Raw genomic sequence first — 19,372 nt, 5'->3', positions numbered from 1 at the left:
CGGGCATGCTCGCGACAAGGCCCACCTCAACACAACAGGAGCAAGCCATGCGGTCATCGAAAATCGTTCATGTGGTCAGTTGTCACGCCGAGGGAGAGGTTGGCGACGTGATTGTAGGTGGCGTGGCCCCGCCGCCGGGTGCCACCGTGTGGGAACAGTCGCGGTGGATTGCCCAGGACGAAACCCTGCGCAACTTCGTCCTCAACGAACCTCGTGGCGGCGTGTTCCGCCACGTCAACCTGCTGGTTCCGGCCAAGGATCCACGGGCACAAATGGCCTGGATCATCATGGAGCCGGCCGACACGCCGCCGATGTCGGGCTCCAACTCGATATGCGTCTCCACGGTGTTGCTCGACAGCGGCATTTTGCCGATGACCGAACCGCAAACCCGACTGGTGCTCGAAGCCCCGGGCGGACTGATCGAAGCCGTGGCCGATTGCCGGGACGGCAAGGTGCAACGGGTCGAGATCAAGAACGTACCGTCATTCGCGGACCGTCTGGATGCCTGGATCGAAGTTGAAGGCCTTGGCTCGCTCAAGGTCGACACCGCCTATGGCGGCGACAGTTTCGTACTCGCCGATGCCCGGGAACTGGGGTTTTCGATCAGCCCGGACGAAGCGAAAGACATCGTTGAAATCGGCTTGAAAATCACCCGTGCGGCCAACGAGCAACTGGGCTTTGTCCACCCGCTGAACCCCGACTGGTCGCATATCTCCTTTTGCCAGATTGCAGCCCCCATGGAGTACCAGAACGGGATTGCCAGTGGTGCCAACGCAGTGGTGATCCGTCCGGGCAAGATCGATCGTTCGCCCTGCGGCACCGGCTGCTCGGCGCGCATGGCGGTATTGCAGGCCAAGGGCGTGCTCAAGGTGGGTGATCGCTTTATCGGGCGCTCGATCATCGGTTCCGAGTTCCATTGCCGCATCGACTCCATGACCGAAGTCGCCGGACGCACCGCGATCTACCCGTGCATCTCTGGCCGGGCCTGGATCACCGGCACCCATCAGTTACTGCTGGACCCAAGCGACCCGTGGCCACAGGGCTATCGCCTGTCGGACACCTGGCCGGGTGCGTAACCCCCCCCACAGCGCTGATACGAAGGCCTTTTTTTGAATTTAATCGTATACGAAATACCATCAATGTAACCGGAGGCAACAAACAATGAGCAAGCGCATCAACTGGAGTGGCGTCTTCCCTGCGGTGACCACTCAATTCAACGATGACTTCACCATCAACCTGGACAAGACCCACCAGGTGATTTCCAACGTTATTCGCGACGGCGTCTCGGGCCTGGTGTTGTGCGGATCGGTGGGGGAAAACACCTCGCTGACCGCCGAAGAAAAAATCGCCGTGACCGAGGTCGCGGTGGATGCCTCTCGCGGTCGTGTACCGGTGATCTGTGGCGTGGCCGAGTTCACCAGCGTGCAAGCCGCCAAGGTGGCCAATGCCGTGCGCAAGGTCGGGGTCGACGGGGTGATGTTGATGCCCGCGCTGGTCTACGGCTCAAAGCCTTTTGAAACGGCCGAACATTATCGTTACGTGGCCAAAAACGCCGACGTTCCGCTTATGGTCTACAACAACCCGCCGATCTACAAAAATGACGTCACCCCTGAAATCCTGATTTCCCTCGCTGATTGCGACAACGTGGTGTGCTTCAAGGACTCCTCGGGCGACACCCGGCGCTTTATCGACATTCGCAATGAAGTCGGCGACCGTTTTGTGCTGTTTGCAGGTCTGGACGACGTGGTGCTCGAAAGCATCGCCGTGGGTGCCGAGGGTTGGGTATCGGGGATGTCCAACGTATTCCCCAAAGAAGGCGAAACCATCTTCCGCCTGGCCAAGGCCGGGCGTTTTGCTGAAGCCATGCCGATCTATGAGTGGTTGATGCCGATTTTGCACCTGGACGCCCGCGCCGACCTGGTGCAGTGCATCAAGTTGTGTGAGGCCATTGCCGGTCGCGGCAGCGCCCTGACCCGCCCACCGCGCCTGGCCCTGCCCCGGGAAGACCGTGAATTTGTCGAGCGGATCATGGCCAAGGCCCTGGCCAACCGTCCGCAGTTGCCCGATGTCGGCTTGTAGCCGGTGAGGCGTTCCGTAGTCGCTGTCGAGTAGAACGAGGCTGCGATCGGCGGTGTAGCGGTCGTAAACCGGCGCACGGGGTATGCCTGACTAACCGTGGGAACCGATTTTACGACGGCTTCGCCGCCGATCGCAGCCTCGCACGGCTCGTCAGCGGCTACAGATTCGTCACCAACTCCGTGCTGTAGTCGCTGCGATCGAGAGGGTTTCACCGCCCGCACAATGTCCTCAATTCAACAATGCCCGCAGATCGTTGTACAACGCCTGCGGGATCTGCACCCCTTCCACCTGGCTTCGCGCCCGCGCATCGTAACGGCGTTGCGACGGTAAACGGGCGCCCTGCCCTTCGATACTCTCAAACAACACTTCTGCCCGTGCCAGATGCTGCTCGGCTGCAGCCCCCAGAAAGCGCTGCGGATCGAACGCGATAATCAACTCGCCATGGTATGGCGACGACTTGCTGCCCGCGTCGTAAGCCAAGGATTCGGCACTGGTCAAATCTCCGATCAAGGGCCCGGCAATCAATTCCACCATCGCAGCCAGCGCAGACCCCTTGTGCCCGCCGAACGTCAGCATCGCGCCCGTATCCAGCACGACATTGGCGTCGGTGCTCGGCCGCCCCTCAGCGTCAACGCCCCAGCCTTCAGGTATCGACTTGCCTGCCCGGCGATGCAACTCGATGTCGCCACGGGCAATCGCACTGGTGGCAAAGTCAAAGACAAAAGGATCACGGCCCGCCCGTGGCCAGCCAAACGCAATCGGGTTGGTGCCAAAGACCGGCTGGCTGCCGCCGGCAGGCGCAACCCAGGCATGGCTCGGGTTGCAGGCCAATGCCACCAGACCGGCCGCCGTCAATTGTTCGATCTCTACCCACAGTGCCGAAAAATGCACACACCGATTGATCGCCAACGCCGCAATACCGTTAGCCCGGGTTTTGTCCTGCAGTAACGGCAGACCCGCCTGGAAGGCCAACTGGGAAAAACCGCCCCCCGCATCCACCCGCACAATCGAAGGCGCCTGATCGATCACGCGCGGCACGGCGTCGGCCGAGACCTTGCCCGCGCGCAGCGAATTGATACAGCCCAGCACCCGGTACAAGCCGTGAGAGGCGCAACCATCACGCTCCCCGGCCAGCACCGTTTCACTCACCGCGCGGGCATGGGCCGGATTGAAACCGTTATGCAACAAGATCGATTCGGCCAGCTCGTAAGCCTGGGCCAGGGTCAGTCGGATCATGATCAGCTCCTTGAACAGACCTTACAGACTGGCCCATTGCAGGCCCTGCGGCTTGATCGAATCAAGCCACTGACATGACGAATTCAGCACAGACAGGGCCATGAAAATGAGCGCAGACAGACTCGATCAGCGCAGCATCCTTTATCGGGTCCAGCCCCGGATATGGCTGGCCGTTGTAGCTCCCCGCATAGGTCAGTACCGCCTCAATGCTGCCGCCGTCCCGGTACAGCGTGCGCATCAGCTGGCATTCCTGATCCTTGCTGTCGGTTGTACGCAACGCGTAATGCAGCGCCAACGCGGTGCCCAGTTCCAGGGCGCTGCTGTCGATCCCGTGTTTTTTGGCCAGGTCGATACTGCGAAAAATCCGCTCGTTGCGTTGCAGTTTACGCAGCGGGTCACGCCCTACACGGGCGCAGGGATCCTTGAAGGAGGTGTTGCAACGCTCCAGAAAGGTAGCCGAAAAGCCGGCCACGGCGTCCGCCATATGGGGGTTTTCGGCCACCAGGGCCGGGCCGACAGCCTCGCCGATCAAGCGCCGGGCCAACGCACTCACACGGGGATCGCCCATGCCCTGCCCCAACCAGGAATACCCGAGCAGGCTGGCGTACCAGGCAATGATCGCGTGGGGACCATTCCACAGCAGGTTCTTGATCACCTGGGTCTGGGTGATGTCGTCCACCGTCTTCACCTGGCGCAATCGCTCAAGCAGGTTGCTGCACCGCTGCGCATACAGGGGCATGTCCGGCTCGCTGTTGAACAGGATCAGGTGCAACTGGCTCAGGGCGTTACTGGACTGGGCAAAAGGTCGAAAGCGACTGATCAGGCGCTCATATTCGGGCACCGGTGTGCGGGTTTCGGCCTTCGGGGTATCGACCTCGTCACTCAAGCTGTTCTGGAATATCTTCGACTTGATCCGCAACTGGCGCACCAGGGCTTCGTTGGACAGTTTGGAGACGATGCGACTGACCACTGTCTCGACGAAATGGGTGTTGTCCAGAATCTGTTGGCACAGCTGGGGGGAAACCAGCAGCTCCAGTTGCGCCTGCACATGCCGGCGCACAAAGTCCGCTCCGCCGACCTTGTTCAGCACGATCAGGATCGTCAGCTCCCGGCCCCGTCGTTCGTAGCGACGGATAAGGCCCTTGGCAATCACCCCCGCCTGCTTGCGGATCGCCGTTTCCGGAAGGCTCAGCCCGACAATTTCCGCCACGTCGTACATACGGATCACCGCTTCGGCGTCGTCCATGTCGATCATGTTGAGGTTGTCGATGGTCTGGTCGAAGGACGTGGCGGTATAGCGCACGCTGAAGCGGCCAAACGCCTGGATGGTCTCGCGCAGCATCCGTGAGCGGGTGGCGGCGATGATCTCGCAGGGGCGCGTGTAGCCATCCCAATGGGAGAAGATTTGCGTCAGGTAGCCACCTCCCATCGCGCCAAAACCATGAATCCCGGCACTGAACTGGTTGAGTGTCGGCGGGAAGCTCTCGGTCAGCGCCGGGGTGCCCAGGTCGGGCATGCACTCATTCAGATCACCCAGAAAACCGTGCATGGTCTGGTACGCCATGAGTGCTCCGGCCTTGACCTCGGGTGCCGGAGGCTTGATGTCTTCGATCAGGATCGGTTGCCCGTCGGCACGTATCGCCGACAGCAGGCCGTTCTCCGAATCCTCCAGCATCAGGCAATGCTGTGGCAGGCAATTCAGGGCACTGGCCGCCTTGAGGAATATCTCGGGGTGGGGTTTGCCCTGACTGACTTCATCGCCACACACCGTGACGTCGAAATACTTGAGCACGTTGGCATTGATCAGGTATTCCTCGGCGATGGCCCGGCGACTCGACGTGGCCACGGCCATGGTCAGACCGTACTTGCGCAAACGCTCCAGCACTTCCAGCAGGCCGTCCTTGATCGGCACACCCTGATTGCGCACATGGGCCAGTTCAAGCTCATCGGCACGCTGGCGGACTTGCGCATACGGGAAGTCTTGGCCGTGATTGGCCTTGGCCAGCGCCTCGGCTTTTTTGGCGCTCAAGCCCAGTGACCCCATCAGTGTTTCTTCACTGAGCGGCGTGCCGTGAATCTCGATGGCTGCCTGTTTGAGTGTTTTAAAGCGCAAGCGCTCGGTGTCAAACATGGTGCCGTCCATATCGAAGATGGCACTGAAAATTCGTTTACCCTGAAAATAAATCATGAGCACAGCTCCTTGTAAGGCGAGACTTTTGGCTTCGCTCGCTGAAACGCTTCGAATCAAAAAGTGGTTTCAAATACAAATGCCGGGCAGCAGGACGCACCATTGAAAGCGGGGCGTGAGCGCACCGGAACGGCGAGTGGTCAGCAATAATCAGGTGGAGGGACGTAACAATGGCGCCAGTTGGCGCAGCTGCCCGCAAAGCAGGGCCTGAGCAGAGGTAATGCGGTGTGTGCAAGAAGGCGGGAAACAAACCCTGTGACTGCATGATTGCAGCATTTGACGTGAGGCCCACAACTCGCAATCAGGGATGCGAAGTGTGAGCCGAACCGGCGATTGATACGTGTGATTCCATCCATAAGGGCGTTGAAATTTCCTGTAATGCGATTGGATACCCTTTTAGCTATAACCCATGTAGCGCGTCTAAATCAAGGTTGGCGTCAGTTCGCAAGGGGGCTGATGCCATTGCGAGCCCCCTCTGCGCCTGCTCCACGATTGCCTCACTAAAAATCGATTTCGCTGTCTGAAACAACGGTAATCGTGCCCCGGTACGTACTGCCCGAATGAGCATCCAGCATGCTTTGCATCGGATCCCGCGGGATTTCAAAGTGTAGTTTTGCCTGGCCGTTATCCACGTAAAAACTGGGCGAGTACACCGCAGGCGTCGTGCTCAACTGTTGGCGTTCCACTGGGCTATCCGAGGCATCGCGCAAGCCGTTGGGCAGTGTCAATCGAGTTTCCACCGCCACCAGATGGCCCGCAGGATTTCGTATCCCGCACTGAGTGCCCATCAGGTATTCACATTGCAGCGTCATGCTGAACGGGGTGGACGACGAGAGACTGAAACCCTGATCAGCAAAGAGCCTTTGCGGCCGACGCCCCTGGTTCAACCATTGCTGCCAGCCGCCGGCGGGGTTGAGCACGACCCGAAGACTGTTGGCCGGGAACTGGAACCTGAGGGTATGTTGAACCTCGAGGCTGAAATTGAAGGTGACACTATTATCGGTGGGAAGAAGGTTGTCGCCAAAGTCGAAGTCCTCGCCCGGGCCGGCCGTATAAGTGATGGAGCCGCTATAAGTACCCGTCTCCATTCTCAATGGATCCGGGGCAGTCATCAGGTAAGACACACTGATATTGTCAAACTTCAGCCAGTCAATCTCATACGCAGGAGGAAAGCCGCAAGACACAGGCTGCGGGGTAAACCAGAAGAAATTGGAGAATGTGGTACCCGCATACATCCCCGCTCCCCTTGGGCATGCCACTGGTGAGTTCCATCCCCACGGTCGCCCGCCCCAAAGCAAGCTGTGAGCGTAATTATGTTCTGCTGTTGGCATACCGACAATCAGCCTGGCGTCACGGGTTCGGATGGTTGCGCTCAGGGCCGAAATGGAAAAAAACACCTCGGCCACCTGCCCCGACGCGCTAACCACTTGCACGGGCCTCGGTTCGGCAGGGACCTTGAACATCGCACCGTCCCGAACATTGGCGTGGTTGGCCAGAATCGGCGTCTGCGATATCGCCTGGAACCCACCAAAACCGATGCTGAAATACCCCCGTGGAATGCATGTGCCGGGATACGTGGCGCAAATACCAGAATTGGGCGTGGTGTTTTTAAACTGGTTGACTTGCGGATTGGCCGGATCAGGGTTGAAAACAGCCGTGATATTGGTTGTCAACGCCTGGGTTTGAGGCGCTGAAAACCCTGTCAGAAGAGCAAGACAACTACAAAGTAGCCATCTTGCAAGTATAGGTACTGTGAGCTTTTTTTTGGCAGATAGGCGCATGGGCAGACTTTGACTCGGGTTAAAGGGCGTCTATCTATAAAGCGACTAAACATTGCGTTTACTTAAATGGCCTGCACAACAAAAACGTCACACCCCCACGAACGGGCCGGATGGCGGGTTTGATGATCAGGGCCTGGCGCAGCGAATCAATAATTGATTTCACTGTCCGAGATAACCGTGATGGTGCCTCTGTACGTGCTGCCCGAATGATCATTGAGCATGCTTTGCATCTGATCCTGGGCCACTTCAAAGTGCAGTTTCGCTTGACCGTTATCCACGTAGAAACTGGGGGAATAGACGGCAGGCGTTGTGCTTAGCAGTTGGCGGTTCACCGGTTGATCCGAGGCGTCGCGCAAGCCATTTGGCAGTGTCAGCCGAGTTTCAACCGCCACCGTATGACCCGTTGGGTTTCGTATCCCGCACAGGGTGCCCACCAGGTATTCGCATTGCAGTGCCATGCTGAACGGGGTGGACGACGAGATGTTGAAACCCTGATCAGCCCAGAGCCTTTGCGGCCGACGCCCCTGGTTCAACCATTGCTGCCAGCCGCCGCCAGGGATCAGTTCAATACGACTGCTGTTGGCCGGAAACTGAAACCTGAGGGTGTGTTGAACGTCCAGGGTGAAATTGAGGGTGACACTGTTGTCGGTAGGGAGCAGATTGTCGCCAAAATCGAAGTCCCCGCCCGGCCCCACCGAATAGGTGATCGAGCCGCGATAAGTGCCTGTTTCCATTCGCAGGGGATCAGGAGAGGTCATCAGGTACGACACGCTGATATTGGACATTATCAGACTGTCGATCTCATACGCCGGAGAAACGCCACAGGGTACGGGCTGAGGGGTAAACCAAAAGAAATTGGCGCCCGTATAAGAAGGTCCCATCGCAGGCCCCCGCGGGCAAGCCGCTGGCGAACTCCAGCCCCACTGGAACCCGCCCCAAAGATGGCTCTGAGCGGTAGTTGCACTGTTTGTCGGTATGCCTGTCATCAGCCTGACGTCACGGGTCCAGTTGGTTCCACCCAGGGCCGAAATGGAAAACTGCACCTGCGCCACCTGCCCACGGGAGTTGGTCACTTGAACGGATCTCGGTTCGGCCGGGACCTTGAACATCGCACCGTCTCTGACATTGGCATGGTTAGCCAGAATCGGTCTCTGCGAACGTGCCTCGAGATTACGTAAACCGATGCTGAAGTAACCTCTGGGAATACATATGCTGGGGTAGCTGGCGCAAATACCGGAATTAGGCGTGGTGTTTTTGAACTGGTTGACCTGAGGGTTGCCCGGATCGGGGTTGAAAACAGCAGTGATTTCAGCCGTCAATGCTTGAGCATGGGGGGCAAAAAACACTGTCAGAAAGAGCAGAAACCCACACAATAAAAAGCTTGCCAATGCACCAGCGGGTGACTGCACTTTATTACATGTTTTCATGGTAGAAGACGCAAAATTTGCCGAGGGGGCGCTCATTCAACTCGCGCAAGCAATAAGTGTCTATCTAATTATAACACAAATTATGTCAACAATAAAGACTTGGCTGCACACTACGAGCCTGGCAAATGCATCACAAAGGTGCGTTTCTCAGCGGATCTGTATGATGGCGCGTTTGTTAGACAGGCATCGCTGACACGCCTGTCCATCGTTCAGGAGTTGTGCATGAAAAGGCTTTACCGCACGTTCAACCAGACTGGGGCCGATCCGCGGTTCCGGTTCGGTTTGCTCAGCCTAGGCGTGCTGCTGGGCAGCGCCATGCCTGCGGCACACGCAGCCCGAACCGAACTGCCTGCCACTGCCGTCACCGCCGAGGATAACGGGGCTTACCAGGCAGACAACGCCTGGGTGGGTGGTTTTGAGGCGGCGCCATTGCTCGATACCCCCGCAGCGATCTCGGTGTTTACCGATGCGTTGATTGAAGATCAACAAGCCCGCCTGCTCAGTGATGTGCTGAAAAATGATGCCTCAGTGGGCGAGAGCTATGCCCCGGTCGGCTATTACGAAAATTTCGTGGTGCGCGGTTTCTCGCTCAATTCGGCCAACAGCTACAAGATCAATGGCCGCACCATCACCGGCGAACAAAATGTCGGGCTGGAAAACAAGCAGCAGGTGGAGTTGCTCAAAGGGCTTTCGGGCTTGCAAAGCGGGGTTTCGGAGCCCGGCGGTGTGGTCAATTACGTGACCAAGCGCGCAGCCGATGTGCGTTCGGTCACTGTCTCGACCGACGACCGTGGCAGCGGTTATCTGGCCGCCGACGTGGGTGGCTGGTTCGGTAGCGAACAGCAGTTCGGCCTGCGCGCCAACGTCGCCCACGAAGATATTCACTCCTGGGTCGAACACGCCAATGGCCAGCGTGATTTTGCATCCGTGGCATTCGACTGGAACATCAGCCCCGATGCCCTGCTGCAACTGGACGTGGAGTATCAAAACAAGGAGCAGCGTTCGGTTCCGGGCTATCAATTGCTCGGCGGCACCGAGCTGCCACACCACGCCTCACCGAAAAAACTGCTGGCACACCAGAGCGGCTCCAAGCCGGTGACCATTGATTCACTCAATATCAACGGCAACTTTGAGTACCGCTTCAGTGACAACTGGAAGGGTAGCCTCAGCGCATCACGCAGCAAGGTGGTGATTGACGATTACAGTTCGTTTGCCTGGGGCTGCTATGGCTCCGCCAGTTGCTCCAGCGCGCCAGTACCCAACTACTTCAGCCCTGAAGGCAATTACGACATCTACGACTTCCGAAGCCCCGACGATACCCGGCGCAACGATGAAGTTCAGGCAGCACTTAGCGGCAAGTTTGATACCGCCAGCATCGGCCACGAGCTGACAGTGGGCACCAGTGCCTTTCGACGCGTGGTCGATCAGCGCGAGCTGATCAACGAGATGATCGGCACCGGCAACATTGATACCGAACCCGAGCAATTTGCGCGCTACCAGGGTCCCGTCAACGACAGCTATCGCCGTCTGGACAGCCGCCAGTACGGAGTGTTTTTCAATGACCTGATCAGCTTTAACGAGCAGTGGCAGACCATGATCGGCGGGCGCGAAGTGCGTCTGGACGAAAGGACTTTCGACAGCAATGGCGACACCACCCGACACACCCAACGCTATGAGTTCCTGCCCCAGGCCGCGCTGATCTACAAACCGGTGCAAAACATGACGCTGTATACGCGCTACAGCAAGGGCCTGTCCCTGGGCGCGGAAGCGCCGTGGTTTGCAACGAATCGATATCAAATCCTGCCCCCCCACCGTATCGCGGCAGATCGAAGCCGGGATCAAGTATGACTGGCAGCGCATCAGCCTGAGCGCCACGCTGTTTCAGATCCGTCAGGCATACCAGTACTCCGAGCCCCAGAGCGACGGCTCATTCATCTTCGTGCAACAGGGGCAACAAAAGAACACCGGGCTGGAGCTGGCAGCCAACGGCTGGGCCAGCGAACGCCTGCAGGTGGGTGCGAGTGTGGCGGTGATCCGGTCACGGGTCACGGGCAGCGGCACACCGGACTATGAGGGCCATCAAACCATCAACGTCCCTACCCTGCGTGCCAGCCTTCATGGTGACTACGCCCTGCCCTGGATCGATGGCCTGGCACTGCTCGGCGGCGTTCAATACAGCGGCAAGAAATACGCCAGTCAATTGGGTCAGACCCAGGCTGATGCTTACGCTATTTTCAATATCGGCAGCCGCTACAGCACCCGTATCGACGGTTACGACACCGTCTTTCGCCTGACGGTCGATAACCTGTTCGACAAGCGCTACTGGCGGGATGTAGGGGAATACATGGGCGACAACTATGTGTTCCAGGGGGCGCCGCTGACGGCAAGACTGAGTGCTTCGATCAATTTCTAGGGTTTGGCTTCGTTAGTCCCGGATTTAGACCCTGCCCGACTTTTTGTGGGCGTTGACGAACCGTGCGAGGCTACGTTCGAGCGCGAAGCGGTCGTAAAACCGGGACACGCGGTTTGCCTGATGAACCGTGGAAGCTGATCTTACGACGGCTACGCCGCCGGACGCAGCCTCGCACGGCTCGTCAGCGACTACAGTTCGCAACCTACCCGTTGTAGTCGCTGACGAGTAGAACGAGGCTGCGATCGATCGCGAAGCGGTCGCAAAACCGGTACATGCGGTATGCCTGACTAACCGTGGAAGCCGACCTTACGACTGCTGCGCAGCCAGACGCAGCCTCACACGGCTCGTCAGCGACTACAGTTCGCAACCTACCCGTTGTAGTCGCTGACGAGTAGAACGAGGCTGCGTTCGAGCGCGAAGCGGTCGCAAAACCGGTACACGCGGTATGCCTGACTAACCGTGGAAGCCGACTTTACGACTGCTGCGCAGCAGGACGCAGCCTCGCACGGCTCGTCAGCGACTACAGATTGGTAGCTGCAACTCCTCGCAACAACATTAAGCAAAATTTAATTGATAGCCCCCTAACAAAAAGCGCAGGCTAGAGGGCTTGGTTACGCTTTGTATCATTCCGGATGATATTGATCTTCGCTGGGTTCGATTCGTTCCCCGGCACGCGCGCCAGCATTATCCGCCCATCTCAATAGATTGGCGGACTCCCCCTCATGGAACAGTCACTTAAACATTTGCGCTTCCCTCTCGCGGCTTTGGCCATCGTGGTGATGAGTGCATGCGGCAAAACCCCGGACGCGACTGCTCCTGCTCCCGCTGCAAAAGTCAGTGTGGCCAAGGTGCTTGAACAGCCGGTCAATGAATGGGACGAGTTCACCGGTCGCCTTGAAGCTCCGGAAACAGTCGAAATACGTCCACGCGTGTCGGGCCAGATTGATCAGGTCGCCTTTAACGAGGGCGCCCTGGTGAAAAAGGGCGACCTGCTGTTCCAGATTGACCCTCGCCCCTTCCAGGCTGAAGTCCGCCGCCTTGAAGCCGAAGTGCAACAAGCCCGCGCCAACGCCACCCGCACCGAAAACGAAGCCCAGCGCGGTGAGCGCCTGCGCCAGAGCAATGCGATCTCCGCTGAACTGGCCGACTCACGCAGCACCGCAGCCCAGGCTGCACGTGCCGGTGTCGCTGCCATCCAGGCGCAACTGGACCTGGCAAAGCTCAACCTGAGCTTTACCCGCGTAACCTCCCCAATCAGTGGCCGCGTCAGCCGTGCCGAAATCACCGCGGGCAACATCGTCACCGCTGATGTCACGCCACTGACCAGCGTGGTGTCTACCGACAAGGTGTACGCCTACTTCGATGCCGACGAGCGCGTGTTCCTCAAATACAACCAGCTTGCCCGTCAGGGTCAACGCGGCCAGAGCACCCCGGTCTATCTCGGCCTGTCCAACGAAGACGGCAACCCGCACCTGGGCCAGATGAACTTCGTCGACAACCAGGTCAATCCGCAGACGGGCACCATCCGTGGTCGCGCGGTGTTCGACAACGCCGACGGCAACTTCACGCCAGGGCTGTATGCACGGCTCAAGCTGGTGGGCAGCGGTACCTACTCCGCCGTGCTGATCAATGAAGAAGCGGTCGGTACCGACCTGGGCAAAAAATTCGTGCTGGTGATGGGTGCCGACAACAAGTCGGTCTACCGCGCCGTGGATCTGGGTCCGAAAATCGAAGGCCTGCGTATTGTTCGCAGCGGCCTGAGCAAGGACGACACGATCATCGTCAAGGGCTTGCAGAAAGTGCGCCCCGGTTCGCCGGTAGCCCCTGAAGTGATCCCGATGGCCAACGAGCAGACCCTCGCCGCACTGGCACAACAACGACAAGCCCTGGAAGCCAGCAACCTGCCTCAAATCAAGCCCGCCCCTGGCGCGCCGAAGTTGGCCAGTGTCGCGACTCCTCGCGGTTAAGGGACGATAACTCCGATGAATTTTTCCCAGTTCTTCATTCAGCGGCCGATTTTCGCCGCTGTACTTTCCTTGCTGATTTTGATTGCGGGCGGCATTTCGCTGTTCCAGTTGCCGATCAGTGAATACCCGGAAGTGGTCCCGCCTACCGTTGTCGTGCGCGCCAACTTCCCCGGTGCCAACCCCAAAGTGATCGGCGAAACCGTCGCGGCGCCACTGGAGCAGGCCATCACCGGTGTTGAAAACATGTTGTACATGTCTTCGCAGTCCACCGCTGACGGCAAGATCACCCTGACCATCACCTTTGCCCTGGGCACTGACCTGGACAACGCCCAGGTGCAGGTGCAAAACCGGGTGACCCGCACCCAGCCCAAGCTGCCCGAGGAAGTGACACGCATCGGTATTACGGTGGACAAGGCATCGCCCGACCTGACCATGGTTGTGCACTTGACCTCACCGGACCAGCGTTACGACATGCTGTACCTGTCCAACTACGCCATCCTCAACATCAAGGATGAACTGGCGCGGCTCAACGGTATCGGCGATGTGCAGATGTTCGGTATGGGTGACTACTCGCTGCGCGTATGGCTTGACCCCAACAAAACCGCGTCGCGCAACCTGACCGCCACCGATGTGGTGACGGCCATCCGCGAACAGAACCGTCAGGTCGCCGCCGGTGCCCTGGGTGCTCCGCCTGCCCCCAATGCGTCCAGCTTCCAGCTGTCGGTCAACACCCAGGGCCGCCTGGTCACTGAAGAAGAGTTCGAAAACATCATCATCCGCGCAGGCGATGATGGCCAGATCACTCGCCTCAAAGACATTGCCAGGGTCGAACTGGGCTCCAGCCAGTACGCGCTGCGCTCGCTGCTGAACAACCAGCCGGCGGTGGCGATCCCGATCTTCCAACGTCCCGGCTCCAATGCGATCCAGATCTCCAATGACGTTCGCGCCAAGATGGCCGAGCTGAAGAAGGGCTTCCCCGAAGGCATGGACTTCGACATTGTCTACGACCCGACGATCTTCGTTCGTGGTTCGATTGAGGCGGTGGTCCATACCCTGTTTGAAGCACTGATTCTGGTTGTACTGGTTGTTATCCTGTTTCTGCAAACCTGGCGCGCCTCGATTATCCCGCTGGTCGCTGTGCCTGTATCGCTGATCGGTACGTTCGCAGTGATGCACATGTTTGGCTTTTCGCTCAACGCGTTGTCGCTGTTCGGTCTGGTACTGGCCATCGGGATCGTGGTGGACGATGCGATTGTGGTGGTGGAAAACGTCGAGCGAAATATCGAGCTGGGGCTCAACCCCGTGGACGCTACCAAGCGGGCCATGCGCGAAGTGACCGGGCCGATCATCGCCACTGCCCTGGTGCTGTGCGCGGTGTTTATTCCGGCTGCATTTATCTCGGGCCTGACCGGCCAGTTCTATAAGCAGTTCGCCCTGACCATTGCCATTTCCACAGTCATCTCGGCCTTTAACTCGCTGACGCTGTCCCCGGCACTGGCCGCGGTATTGCTCAAAGGTCATCACGCGCCCAAAGACCGCTTTACCCGCGTACTGGATCGCCTGTTCGGCAGCTGGCTGTTTGGTCCGTTCAACCGCTTCTTCGTCAAGGCCAGTAACGGCTATGTGGGCACGGTGCGCCGGATCATTCGTGGCAGCGGTATCGCCATGCTGGTGTATGCAGGCCTGATGGCGCTGACCTGGGCAGGTTTTGCCCACACGCCAACCGGCTTTGTACCGCCGCAAGACAAGCAATACCTGGTGGCCTTCGCGCAACTGCCGGACGCTGCAAGCCTGGATCGCAGTGAAGAAGTGATCAAGCGCATGTCGGAGCTGGCCCTCAAGCAGCCTGGCGTTGCCAACTCGATCGCCTTCCCTGGCCTGTCGATCAACGGCTTCACCAACAGCCCGAACAGCGGCATCGTGTTTGTTGCGCTCAAGGACTTTGATCAACGCAAAGACCCGAGCCAGTCTGCCGCTGCCATTGCCGCCACGTTGAACGCAGAGTTTGCCGACATCCAGGAAGCCTACATCGCCATCTTCCCGCCGCCTCCGGTACAGGGGCTGGGCACCATTGGCGGTTTCCGCCTGCAGGTCGAGGACCGCGCAGGTCTGGGCTATGACGAGCTGTACAAAGAAGTGCAGAACGTGATCACCAAGAGCCGCAGCGTGCCGGAACTGGCCGGGTTGTTCACCAGCTATCAGGTCAACGTACCGCAAGTCGATGCAGCCATCGACCGTGAAAAAGCCAAGACCCACGGCGTGGCCATCAGCGACATCTTCGACACCCTGCAAATCTATCTGGGTTCGCTGTATGCCAACGATTTCAACCGCTTCGGTCGTACTTATCAGGTCAACGTGCAAGCCGAACAGCAGTTCCGCCTGGAGCCCGAGCAGATCGGCCAGCTGAAAGTGCGTAACAACAAGGGCGAAATGATCCCGCTGGCGACCTTTATCAAGGTCAGCGACACCGCCGGGCCCGATCGCGTGATGCACTACAACGGCTTTGTCACCGCAGAAATCAACGGCGGCGCAGCACCGGGCTACAGCTCGGGCCAGGCAGAAGCGGCGATGGAAAAACTGCTGAAGGAAGAGCTGCCCAACGGCATGACCTTCGAGTGGACGGAGCTGACGTATCAGCAAATCCTTTCAGGCAATACCGCGCTGTTCGTGTTCCCGCTCTGTGTTCTGCTGGCGTTCCTGGTACTGGCCGCCCAATACGAAAGCTGGAGCCTGCCACTGGCGGTGATCCTGATTGTGCCGATGACCCTGCTGTCAGCCATTACCGGTGTGATTCTGTCGGGGGGTGACAACAACATCTTCACCCAGATCGGATTGATCGTCCTGGTGGGGTTGGCGTGCAAGAACGCGATCTTGATTGTGGAGTTTGCCAAGGACAAACAGGAAGAAGGCATGAGCCCGCTGGATGCGGTACTTGAAGCCTGCCGCCTGCGTCTGCGGCCGATCCTGATGACCTCTTTCGCTTTCATCATGGGCGTGGTGCCTCTGGTGCTGTCCAGCGGTGCAGGTGCAGAAATGCGCCACGCCATGGGTGTTGCGGTGTTCTCCGGGATGCTCGGGGTGACCTTCTTCGGCCTGCTGCTGACGCCTGTGTTCTATGTCTTGATCCGCCGTTATGTGGAGCGCAGTGAAGCGCGCAAAGCGGCCAAGCACCTCAAGCTGGAGTCGCAACAATGAGCGTGAAAGTTTTTCTGCCGAGTCTGTTGGTGCTGGCCTTGAGCGCTTGCGCCGTAGGCCCGGACTACAAGACCCCGGCCACAGAGCCTGCCCATATCAGTGCCGATAACCTGAAGGGCTTTGACCGGGCGCACTTTGAAGGGATCTGGTGGCAGCAGTTCGACGACCCGACCCTCAACCAGCTGGTGACTCAGTCACTGGCCGGCAACCGCGAGTTGCGCGTGGCCTTTGCCCGCCTGCGTGCAGCCCGGGCGATTCGCGATGACGTCAGCAATGACATCATGCCGACCATCACCAGCCGTGCCAGCAGCGATTTCGGCAAGGGCCAGATTCCGGGCCAGACCGAAAAGCGGGTCAACAGTGAACGCTATGACCTGGGCCTGGACATGGCCTGGGAAGTCGACCTGTTTGGTCGTATCCAGCGTGAACTGGAGGCCAGCGATGCCGACGAGCAAGTGGCTGCAGCGGATCTGTACCAGCTGCAAGTGACCATGATTGCCGAACTGGTGGATGCCTACGGTGAATTGCGCGGCGCCCAACTGCGTGAGCGGATTGCCCTGGCCAACTTGAAGAACCAGCAAGACTCCAAGGCCATTACCGAAAGCATGCGTGACGCAGGTGTTGGCGATCAACTGGACGTCATGCGTGCCGACGCCCGCCTGGCCGCGGTTGAGGCCAGCGTGCCGCAACTGCAGGCCGAGCAGGTGCGTGAGCGCAATCGCATCGCCACTCTGCTGGGCCAGCGCCCTGAGCAGCTCAGCGTTGACTTGAGCCCGGCGCAGTTGCCGGCCATTGCCAAGGCACTGAACATCGGAAACCCCGGCGATTTGCTGCAGCGCCGGCCCGACATCCTGAGTGCCGAGCGCAAGCTGGCAGCCGCCACTGCCCGGATCGGGGTGGCCAAGGCCGATTTGTTCCCTCGGGTCAGCCTGAGTGGTTTTCTCGGTTTTACCGCCGGACGCGGCTCGCAAATAGGCTCGGCTGCAGCCAATGCCTGGGCGCTGGGCCCGCGCATTACCTGGCCGGCGTTTGACCTGGGCAGCGTGCGTGCGCGTCTGCGCGGTGCCGGTGCAGAGGCTGATGGCGCACTGGCCAGTTACGAGCAGCAGGTGCTGTTGGCGCTGGAAGAGTCCGAAAACGCATTCAGCGATTACGGCAAGCGCCAGCAACGTCTGGTCTCGTTGATTCGTCAAAGCGAATCCAGCCGGATCGCAGCGGATCTGGCTGCTATTCGCTATCGCGAAGGCACGGTGGACTTTCTGGTGCTGCTCGACGCCCAACGGGAGCGACTGGCCGCAGAAGACAGCCAGGCCCAGGCCGAGGTTGAGCTGTATCGCGGCGTAGTAGCGATTTACAAAGCACTGGGTGGTGGCTGGCAAGCCGAGACCGTCGCCAGCGCACACTGATTCAAGAGCTCCTTTGGTTGGCCGCAACCAACCAATTTTTAGCCCCGCGCTCATTCGGTCGCGGGGCTTTTTTTTGCCCGTAGCAGCTGTCGAAGGCTGCGTTTGACTCCAGCTCCCGACTCACCCACTCTTGCACCCCATACGCACGCATGCTTCTGGATATTGGATGACCCAGCCTCGCCGCTACCTCGCAATCAGCTTTCTGTCAGCGCTCATCGCCGCCGGTCTTTGGTATTCGATGCGCCCTGATCCTGCCGTTCCCACGCAATCCGTCAGTCAACGATTCTCCATCGCCCTGGACATGGCCCAAAACGGCAAGCCCGGCGCCGCCCGCGTGCTCTATCAGCAACTGGCCCGCAAGGACTTGTCAGATACCCGGCGCGCCAGCCTGCATGCCGAGCTGCCCAATTACCCAAGCCCGCTGGCACTGAAACTGGCAGACGCTGACTTGCATAACCCCTCGCCCGTGGTACGCATAGCCGCGATCCAGAGTATTGTCGGCCTGGTGCCCAACGCCCAGCGCACGTTGCTGCTGGGCCCGCTGCTGGATGACACCGAACAGAGCGTGCGCTTTGCCGCCGCCAATGCCCTGCTCGGCCTGTCGCCGGACGAACAGGGGCTGTACTTCGGCCCGTTGCAGCAAGTGATCGACGAATTCGAGCGCGACCTCAAAACCAGGCCCGACGACCCGCAGGCACAGGGCCAACTCGCCCGTCTGTATTTGCACGAAGGTCAACTGGACGAAGCCCAGGCCGCACTGGAGCAAGTCACCCGCCTGGACCCGGACAACCTCAAGGCAGTCGTCGCGCAGATCGAGCTGCTGGAAAAACGCGGCAAGGACGAGCAGGCGCGACAGATGCTGGCCAGGCAGCTTGAAGCCCATCCCGATTCCGCGTACCTGCAACATGCCCTGGGGATCTGGCTGCTAAACCATGGCCAGACGGAATACGCCCTGCTGGGCCTGGCAAAGGCCGTTGAGCTGGAACCGGACAACAGTGATTACCGGTACAAGCTGGCGACCGCCCTCCATGACCTGGACCAGCTTGAAGCCGCGCAACGTCAGCTCGAAGAGCTGCTGCAACGCCAACCGGCCAATCGCAAGGCGCGGGTATTGTTGATCGGCTACTGGAAAGAAGCCGGGCAATTGCAGAATGTGCAGGTGCTGCTGGCGCAGCTTGAGCAGATGAACCCTGATGACCCGTCGTTGCAGCAGGGTTTGTGATTCATATCCCCTGTGAGAGCGGGCATTCAGGCCAATAGTTTCTGGATCTGCTCTTGCAGGGTATCGAGGTCGAACGGCTTGGCCAGGATCGGCGCCGTCAGGGTGATCGGGCTGCCCGTATCACGGATCTCGGCAGGGTAGCCGCTGATAAAAATAACTTTCAGGTCAGGCCGCAGCTTCAACGCTGGCTCGGCAATCTGCACCCCGGATATTCCGCCCGGCAGGCGGAAGTCGGTCACCATAAGGTCCAGATGGGGCTTGCTCGCCAGAATCTCGAACGCCTGTTCGCCGTTTTCGGCCTGCAATACCCGGTAGCCTTCGCCGGACAGGTAGGCGCTGAGGACCATCAGGATCGAGGGGTCATCTTCGACAATCAAAACAACATCTTGCGCATCTTCACTCATGGGAAACCTTAATTCATGCCGTCGCTGCCAGTATGACCCCGAGCGCGGTCATAG

The 19,372-nt window shown here is 59.2% G+C and carries 11 protein-coding genes and 1 pseudogene; 7 read left to right on the top strand and 5 right to left on the bottom strand.

All coding sequences use genetic code 11. The features are described 5' to 3' along the window. The first annotated feature begins 47 nt into the window (after positions 1–47). Positions 48–1,076: a trans-3-hydroxy-L-proline dehydratase gene (locus VSQ83_RS10905; protein ID WP_326426635.1), complete on the top strand. Its 1,029-nt coding sequence runs from the start codon at positions 48–50 to the stop codon at positions 1,074–1,076. An 85-nt stretch (positions 1,077–1,161) separates the two neighbouring features. Beyond that, positions 1,162–2,079, top strand: a complete 918-nt coding sequence (locus tag VSQ83_RS10900; RefSeq protein ID WP_326426633.1) for a dihydrodipicolinate synthase family protein — start codon at positions 1,162–1,164, stop codon at positions 2,077–2,079. A gap of 228 nt (positions 2,080–2,307) precedes the next feature. On the opposite strand, the gene VSQ83_RS10895 is transcribed toward VSQ83_RS10900, so the two are convergent. The 4 genes from VSQ83_RS10895 to VSQ83_RS10880 form a co-directional block, all read right to left on the bottom strand. After that, positions 2,308–3,315 (bottom strand): Ldh family oxidoreductase, encoded by a 1,008-nt coding sequence (locus tag VSQ83_RS10895; protein WP_326426631.1) that lies wholly within the window; start codon positions 3,313–3,315, stop codon positions 2,308–2,310. A gap of 61 nt (positions 3,316–3,376) precedes the next feature. After that, the gene (mtlD, locus tag VSQ83_RS10890) at positions 3,377–5,503 is read right to left on the bottom strand and encodes a bifunctional mannitol-1-phosphate dehydrogenase/phosphatase (RefSeq protein WP_326426629.1); all 2,127 of its coding nucleotides are present in this window, start codon (positions 5,501–5,503) and stop codon (positions 3,377–3,379) included. 500 nt (positions 5,504–6,003) lie between these two features. Then, positions 6,004–7,176, bottom strand: a complete 1,173-nt coding sequence (locus VSQ83_RS10885; RefSeq protein WP_326426627.1) for a hypothetical protein — start codon at positions 7,174–7,176, stop codon at positions 6,004–6,006. Positions 7,177–7,430: 254 nt separating this feature from the next. Next, entirely contained in the window at positions 7,431–8,747 is a 1,317-nt protein-coding gene (locus VSQ83_RS10880) for a hypothetical protein (protein ID WP_326426625.1), read from the bottom strand. A 186-nt stretch (positions 8,748–8,933) separates the two neighbouring features. Here VSQ83_RS10880 and VSQ83_RS10875 point away from each other — a divergent pair. The 5 genes and pseudogenes from VSQ83_RS10875 to VSQ83_RS10855 all read left to right on the top strand — a co-directional run bounded on the left by VSQ83_RS10875 (position 8,934) and on the right by VSQ83_RS10855 (position 18,914). Beyond that, positions 8,934–11,124 (top strand): annotated as a pseudogene (locus tag VSQ83_RS10875) (TonB-dependent siderophore receptor). Positions 11,125–11,846: 722 nt separating this feature from the next. Continuing rightward, positions 11,847–13,091, top strand: coding sequence for a multidrug efflux RND transporter periplasmic adaptor subunit MexE (mexE, locus tag VSQ83_RS10870; RefSeq protein WP_326426623.1), 1,245 nt, complete (start codon positions 11,847–11,849; stop codon positions 13,089–13,091). 15 nt (positions 13,092–13,106) lie between these two features. Beyond that, the gene (locus tag VSQ83_RS10865; protein WP_219263053.1) at positions 13,107–16,286 is read left to right on the top strand and encodes an efflux RND transporter permease subunit; all 3,180 of its coding nucleotides are present in this window, start codon (positions 13,107–13,109) and stop codon (positions 16,284–16,286) included. Beyond that, complete coding sequence (locus VSQ83_RS10860; RefSeq protein ID WP_326426621.1) at positions 16,283–17,692, top strand: TolC family protein; 1,410 nt, start codon at positions 16,283–16,285, stop codon at positions 17,690–17,692. The genes VSQ83_RS10865 and VSQ83_RS10860 overlap by 4 nt, the downstream gene beginning before the upstream one ends. 166 nt (positions 17,693–17,858) lie before the next feature. Further along, positions 17,859–18,914, top strand: coding sequence for a tetratricopeptide repeat protein (locus tag VSQ83_RS10855; protein WP_219263055.1), 1,056 nt, complete (start codon positions 17,859–17,861; stop codon positions 18,912–18,914). Between the two features lie 26 nt (positions 18,915–18,940). Here VSQ83_RS10855 and VSQ83_RS10850 read toward each other — a convergent pair whose 3' ends face one another. Continuing rightward, positions 18,941–19,318 carry a response regulator gene (locus tag VSQ83_RS10850; protein WP_003445176.1) on the bottom strand — a complete coding sequence of 126 codons (378 nt, stop codon included), beginning with the start codon at positions 19,316–19,318 and terminating at the stop codon, positions 18,941–18,943. Positions 19,319–19,372 lie beyond the last annotated feature (54 nt).

Origin of the sequence: Pseudomonas sp. DSV-1 (assembly GCF_035830915.1) — a bacterium.
Classification (GTDB): domain Bacteria; phylum Pseudomonadota; class Gammaproteobacteria; order Pseudomonadales; family Pseudomonadaceae; genus Aquipseudomonas.
The sequence above is the reverse complement of the archived record's forward strand: the minus strand, read 5'-3'. Positions and strand labels throughout refer to the sequence as shown.